Origin of the sequence: Streptococcus intestinihominis (genome assembly GCF_046824975.1) — a bacterium.
Lineage (GTDB): Bacteria > Bacillota > Bacilli > Lactobacillales > Streptococcaceae > Streptococcus.
In genome coordinates this window covers 1-6,484 of sequence record NZ_JBKQBL010000007.1, presented here as the reverse complement: position 1 = coordinate 6,484, position 6,484 = coordinate 1, and the positions used below count along the sequence as shown (strand labels likewise).

The 6,484-nt window shown below is 39.6% G+C and carries 8 protein-coding genes; 1 reads left to right on the top strand and 7 read right to left on the bottom strand.

Features of this window, described 5'->3' with window-relative positions:
- From ACLOR3_RS09495 to ACLOR3_RS09465, 7 genes are all read right to left on the bottom strand, one after another.
- Positions 1–238, bottom strand: a 238-nt coding sequence (locus tag ACLOR3_RS09495; RefSeq protein WP_412037175.1) for an SDR family NAD(P)-dependent oxidoreductase, incomplete at its 3' end; no start/stop codon positions are given.
- Positions 239–250: 12 nt separating this feature from the next.
- Entirely contained in the window at positions 251–1,171 is a 921-nt protein-coding gene (gene fabD / locus ACLOR3_RS09490) for an ACP S-malonyltransferase (RefSeq protein WP_411400982.1), read from the bottom strand.
- Positions 1,172–1,195: 24 nt separating this feature from the next.
- The gene (gene fabK, locus ACLOR3_RS09485; RefSeq protein ID WP_048688761.1) at positions 1,196–2,161 is read right to left on the bottom strand and encodes an enoyl-[acyl-carrier-protein] reductase FabK; all 966 of its coding nucleotides are present in this window, start codon (positions 2,159–2,161) and stop codon (positions 1,196–1,198) included.
- A gap of 110 nt (positions 2,162–2,271) precedes the next feature.
- Positions 2,272–2,496: an acyl carrier protein gene (locus ACLOR3_RS09480; protein WP_003003892.1), complete on the bottom strand. Its 225-nt coding sequence runs from the start codon at positions 2,494–2,496 to the stop codon at positions 2,272–2,274.
- 54 nt (positions 2,497–2,550) lie between these two features.
- Positions 2,551–3,525, bottom strand: a complete 975-nt coding sequence (locus ACLOR3_RS09475; protein WP_411400981.1) for a beta-ketoacyl-ACP synthase III — start codon at positions 3,523–3,525, stop codon at positions 2,551–2,553.
- On the bottom strand, positions 3,525–3,959 hold the full coding sequence (gene fabT / locus ACLOR3_RS09470) for a fatty acid biosynthesis transcriptional regulator FabT (protein ID WP_006597415.1): 435 nt from the start codon (positions 3,957–3,959) through the stop codon (positions 3,525–3,527). The genes ACLOR3_RS09475 and fabT overlap by 1 nt, the downstream gene beginning before the upstream one ends.
- 98 nt (positions 3,960–4,057) lie before the next feature.
- A complete protein-coding gene (locus ACLOR3_RS09465) occupies positions 4,058–4,849 on the bottom strand; it encodes an enoyl-CoA hydratase (RefSeq protein ID WP_411400980.1) in 792 nt (263 codons plus the stop codon).
- A 213-nt stretch (positions 4,850–5,062) separates the two neighbouring features.
- On the opposite strand from ACLOR3_RS09465, the gene ACLOR3_RS09460 reads away from it, so the two are divergent.
- A complete protein-coding gene (locus tag ACLOR3_RS09460) occupies positions 5,063–6,412 on the top strand; it encodes an aspartate kinase (protein WP_411400979.1) in 1,350 nt (449 codons plus the stop codon).
- Positions 6,413–6,484: the final 72 nt, after the last annotated feature.

Sequence of the window (6,484 nt, the reverse complement as noted above, 5' to 3'; positions counted from 1 at the left end):
CAAGTGCTTCAATCGCTTCCGCGACCATTCGTTTCGCTTCCGTAGCTTGGGATACATCCCCAGTAACGCCAACTACCTTCACACCGTATGAGGCAAATTCATCCACTAGGCCTGCTGGGAGCTCTCCACGACTATTTAAGACAATGTTGGCACCTTTTGACGCAAATTTATGCGCAATAGCCAATCCAATGCCTCGACTAGAGCCAGTAACAAATACATTTTTATTCTTTAGTTCCATAGTCACCTCATCTTATTCGTTCAGTAGGGCATCAAGGCTGGCTTGATCCTCCACATTTTTCGTTGGAAGAGTTTTATCAATCTTTTTCAAGAAACCAGTCAAGACCTTACCTGGACCAATTTCAATCACTTCATCTACTCCAAACTCTTGAATCGTCGCAATCGAATCATAGAAACGAACGGGCTCCATCACTTGGCGAGCTAATAAAGCTTTGATTTCGTCTGATTTCATGATCTTTGCTTCTGTATTCCCAACCAAAGGCAAGCTAAAGTCCTTAAAAGTAACTTTTTCAAGTTCAGTCGCTAGTTTTTCACTAGCAGAAGCAAGCAAGGCCGTATGGAAAGGACCAGAGACATTCAGAGGAATCAACCGTTTTGCCCCTGCTTCTTGTAAGAGTTCAACTGCATAATCCACAGCTTCAACCTCTCCACCAATTACAATTTGGGCAGGAGTATTGTAGTTAGCTGGTGTTACAACTCCCTTTTCAGAAGCCTGTTGACAGATTTCTTCAATCAAGGCAGGATCAGTATTCATAACAGCTACCATCTTCCCGCTTCCAGCAGGCGCAGCTGTTTCCATAAATTCCCCTCGCTTAGCTACCAAGGCGACCGCTTCTTCAAAGGAAAGAGCGCCTGCAGCAACCAAAGCAGAATATTCTCCTAGGGAGAGACCAGCCACAATATCCGGTGTCATACCATTTTCTGCCAATAGACGGTAAATAGCTACAGAAGTTGTCAAAATAGCTGGTTGAGTATAGCGTGTCTGATTCAATTTTTCTTCGTTAGAATCAATCAATTCACGCAAATCATAACCTAGAATACGACTAGCCGTATCAAATGTCTCTTTGACAACGGGATAAGTTGCATACAAGTCACTAGCCATCCCCAATTTTTGGGCACCTTGACCAGCAAATAAGAAGGCACGTTTTGTCACTGTTCTCTTCCTTTCCTTTACTTGTTAGAATTTCACATCTGCCCAGCGAGCTGCTTCTTTCTGAATGACCTTAGCAGCTCCAAGATAGATATCTTCTAAGATTTCAGCACAGGTTTCTTCTTTACTTACGAGACCTGCAATTTGTCCTGCCATCACAGATCCATTATCAACGTCTCCGTCAACAACAGCATTGCGAAGAGCACCTGCTCCTAATTCTTCAATTTCTTCTTGAGTCTTCTTACCTGCCAAGAAATCTTTTTCAGCTTGGTTATAGGCAGAAGCCAATTTATTCTTAATCGCACGAACTGGGTGGCCAACAACTGACGCAGACACCACTGTATCAATGTCCTTAGCTTTCAAAATTTTATTCTTAAAGTTTTGGTGAGCATTTGATTCTTTAGCAACGACAAATCGTGTTCCCACTTGAACAGCATCTGCTCCAAGCATGAAGACCGCAGCCGCTCCTGCACCATCTGCAACACCACCTGCACCGATAACTGGAATAGAAACCGCTTCGACCACTTGACGAACCAAGGTCATGGTCGTCAATTTACCAATATGACCTCCTGCTTCCATTCCCTCAGCAATGACAGCATCTGCACCTAGTTTTTCCATCCGTTTTGCTAAAGCTACTGAAGGTACAACCGGAATAACAGTAATGCCCGCTTCATGGAAACGATCCATGTATTTCCCAGGATTCCCTGCACCAGTGGTAACCACTTTAACCCCTTCTTCGATAACCAAGTCAACGATATCATCTGCAAAAGGAGAAAGGAGCATGATATTGACTCCAAAAGGTTTGTCAGTAATGGATTTGACGCGATCAATATTCGCTTTGACAACTTCTTTAGGTGCATTTCCTCCACCGATGATCCCAAGACCACCTGCATTAGATACAGCTCCAGCAAGATCTCCATCTGCTACCCAAGCCATACCACCTTGGAAAATTGGATATTTAATGTTTAATAATTCAGTAATTCGTGTTTGCATAGTACCTTCCTCATTTTCGCTTAAGTAATAGTTTGAAAGCGGTTCTTTGCTTTGAGCGTCAAACTATTACCTAAACAAGAGAGAATATCTTTCGATACTCTCATCCATTATTATTTAGTTTTTTCTTCTACGTAAGCAACAAGGTCACCTACAGTAGACAATCCTTCTTCAGTTTCAATTTGAATGTCGAATGCATCTTCAATTTCTGAAATCACTTGGAACAAATCCAATGAATCAGCTTCAAGATCTTCAAAAGTAGACTCAAGAGTTACTTCTGATGGTTCTTTACCAAGTTCTTCAACGATAATTTCTTGTACTTTTTCAAATACTGCCATGATTGGCCTCCTTAAAATAATATAAATTTTTAAAATGTGTTTCCACATGTTTAACTAGATTGTAACAAGAAGTGAGCCCCATGTCAAACCTCCACCAAATCCTGACAGAAGAATTATTTGACTTCCATCCAATTTGATTAGTCCTTGGTCGACACACTCCGATAATAAAATTGGAATACTTGCAGCACTGGTGTTGCCATATTCCATCATATTTGCAGGAAGTTTTTCCCGATCAACTCCGATTTTCTTAGCCATTTTATCTAAGATACGGTCATTTGCCTGGTGCAAGAGGAAATAGTCAATTTCATCAACAGCTACTGGAGCATCTGCTAACATTTGTTTAATACTCTTAGCCACATCCCGAATAGCAAAATCAAAGACTGCTCTTCCATCCATTGATAAATATTTTTTATCTTCTTCCTTATCAGAATATGGTGAAGATAAACCAACAGATGATGATTGAAGAACCTCTCCGCGAGAACCATCAGAAAATAAACCTTCAGCTAAAAAAGTTTGTTGTTCGGAAGTTTCCAATAAAACACCGCCAGCACCATCCCCAAATAGGACCGCTGTTGTCCGATCTTCCCAATCAATCACTTTCGATAAGGTTTCACTTCCGATAACGATTCCTCGTTTGTACTGGCCAGAGCGAAGCAACTTTTCAGCGGTTGCAAGAGCAAAGACAAATCCACTACAAGCTGCTGTCAAATCAAAAACAAAAGCTTTAGAGGCACCAATTTTAGCTTGAACGCGAGCAGCTGTAGACGGCATCATCGAATCGGGCGAAATCGTTGCAACAATGATAAAATCCAACTGATCCGCTTGTAAACCACTTTTTTCGAGCAAGCGACGAGCCACTTCCGTAGCTAAGTCGCTGGTTGATTCTGATTGAGAAATATGACGCTTGCGAATTCCTGTCCGACTAGCAATCCACTCATCGCTGGTATCCATCCGTTCAGAAAGATCCTGATTAGAAATCACTTGGCTTGGCGCATAATGGGCTACCTGACTAATTTTTGCAAAAGTCATTATTTCAACTCCTCCAAGAAACGATAAAGGTTCTGCAACCCTTTTTGCATCACTTTCCGTTCATCTGGAGACATCCCATCAATAATTTGATTGACCATCCGCTTGTGAAATTGTTGGTGAAGCCGATACAAGAGCTTGCCTCTTTTGGTCAAACTCAAATGGACAACCCGACGATCGACTTCAGATCTGGTTCGTTCAATATAACCTTTTCGTTCAAGATTATTTAAACTGGTAGTGACTGTACCTAACGTTACCATTAACGAACGCGAAATATCACTTGGAGTTGCGTTTGGTGTTGAGCCGATGACATCTATTGTGTGCATTTCCTTGATGGAAACATCATTAAATCGACTGCTACGTAAACTAGTTTCTTCGATGACTAATACGTTGTTAAAAATGGATGTAAGGTAATCATTGACTAGTTGAAAATTCAAAAACCACACCCCCTATTCATTACTTTGATAATCGAATTTTATCAAAAATCAAACCAAATAGCAAGCCTCAGCAACAAAAACATAAAAATTTTACGTTTTTATTTTCCTTGGAATTTTGGGCGCCGACGCTCTGAATAGGCAATAACTCCTTCTTTAAAGTCTTCCTTTAGAGAAAGATTTCTCTGCAATCGCAACTCAATTTCAGCATAACGATCCCAGTCAGTCAGCATGCTAGACCAAGCCAACTCTTTAATCGCAGCAAAAGAATTGTCTGAGCTACGTCTTAACTTCATGAGTAGTTGGTTGACAGTCTTGTCTAATTTTTCTACTTCAGAAACCTTGTACACAACACCATATTCCAGAGCCTTTTCAGCACCTAATGGTTCACCAGTCATTGCTAACTGAGTTGCTCTAGTCAAACCAATGGCTCTTCCTAAAAGGAATAGACCACCGGCATCAGGAGCCAAACCGACCCCAACAAAGGCTTGAATAAACTTCGCTTTATCAGAAGCAATACAAAAGTCCGCCGCTACTGCCATATTAGCAGTTGCTCCTGCAACTGCACCATCTGCAACCATAATCACAGGTTTTGGAATTTGCTTCATTTTTTTAGAGATTTGATTGACCAATTCCGCAATTTGCGTTAAAGAATCGATATCATCAGCATCAACAGCCCGTTTCATCTCAGCTAAATCACCACCAACTGAAAAAACCTTACCGACTGCTTTAAATAAAACAAAACGAACATCTGGATTCTTCTCAGCTAATTCTAATGCTTCAAGGATTTCCTGACACATTGGAATGTTAAAACCATTTGAAACCTCTGGTCTATTTAAAATAATAGATGCGAGATCCTCTTCTACAGAATAAATAATCGTTTCGAACACCATAAGCCACCTCTTTACTAATTCGCTATTCAAATTGTTTGATAGTTGAACTTATTTATTTTTATATTATTTTAGCACAACTACTTTGATAAGTAAATTACATTTTCATAACAAAGTGTCTCACCCGAAAGACTCGCTTGATAACAGTGCTTTTTTAGATTGTAACCAAGCTCTATCTTTGGTATAATTTAAAGAAAGTTGTGTAAAGGAGTCCACATGAAAGTAGTTAAATTTGGTGGTAGTTCATTAGCTTCTGCTACCCAGTTAGAAAAAGTATTCAATATCGTTAAAGAAGATGAAGCCCGTCAATACGTGGTCGTTTCTGCTCCAGGAAAACGAAATGCTGAGGACACAAAAGTCACAGATGCCCTCATCAAGTATTATAAAGAATATACCAACGGTAAAGATACGAACCAAAGTCAAGAATGGATTATCAATCGCTATCAATCTATTACAGAGGAGTTAGACTTAGACGAGGAAATTATCGAAGAGATTGCTAGAGATATCAAATCCCTTGCAACACTTCCCAAGTCTGACAACACTTTCTTATATGATACCTTCTTAGCAGCTGGAGAAAACAACAATGCCAAACTCATTGCAGCTTACTTTGTAAAAAAGGGGTTAGAAGCAAAATATATCCATCCAAAAGATGCAGGTATCTTTGTAACAAGTGAACCTTGCAATGCTCGCATTCTCCCTTCTAGTTATGACAAGATTGAAGAACTGAGAAACCATAATGAAATTTTAGTGATCCCTGGATTCTTTGGAATTACTAAAGAAGGCCAAGTCTGTACTTTTTCAAGAGGTGGTTCTGATATTACAGGATCAATTATCGCAGCGGGAGTTAAAGCAGATCTCTACGAGAACTTTACAGACGTCGATGGTATTTTTGCAGCTCACCCAGGCATTATCAAACAGCCACATTCTATTCCTGAATTAACCTATAAGGAGATGCGGGAATTAGCCTATGCTGGCTTTAGTGTCCTCCATGATGAAGCCCTGGTACCAGCCTATCGTGGAAAGATTCCAATGGTGATCAAGAACACCAACAATGCAAAACATCCAGGTACGAAGATTGTGCTGAACCATACCAATGAAAATGTTAAAGTTGTTGGAATTGCAGGAGATTCTGGATTTGTCAGCATTAATACCACCAAATACCTAATGAATAGAGAAGTCGGTTTTGGTAGAAAATTATTGCAAATTTTAGAAGATTTGAATATTAGTTGGGATCATATGCCAACGGGTATTGACGACTTATCAGTAATTCTTCGGTCAAAAGAATTGACTCCAATTAAAGAACAAGAAATTTTAAAACATCTAATCCAAGATTTACAAGTGGATTATGCCGAAATTGAACATGATCTTTCCATTATTATGATTGTCGGAGAGAATATGAAAAATCAAATTGGTGTTACTGCAACAGCGACAAAAGCTCTATCAGAAAACAACATTAATATCCAAATGATTTCGCAAGGATCCAGCGAAGTTTCCATCATGTTTGTCGTCAATCAAGAACAAGAAAAACAGGCTATTAAAGCTCTATACGATGTTTTCTTTAAATAAGAAAAAAGGTTCTTTCGAACCTTTTTTAATTTATTAATAAAAGAGAAATAAAAAAACCCTTTCGGGTACTGA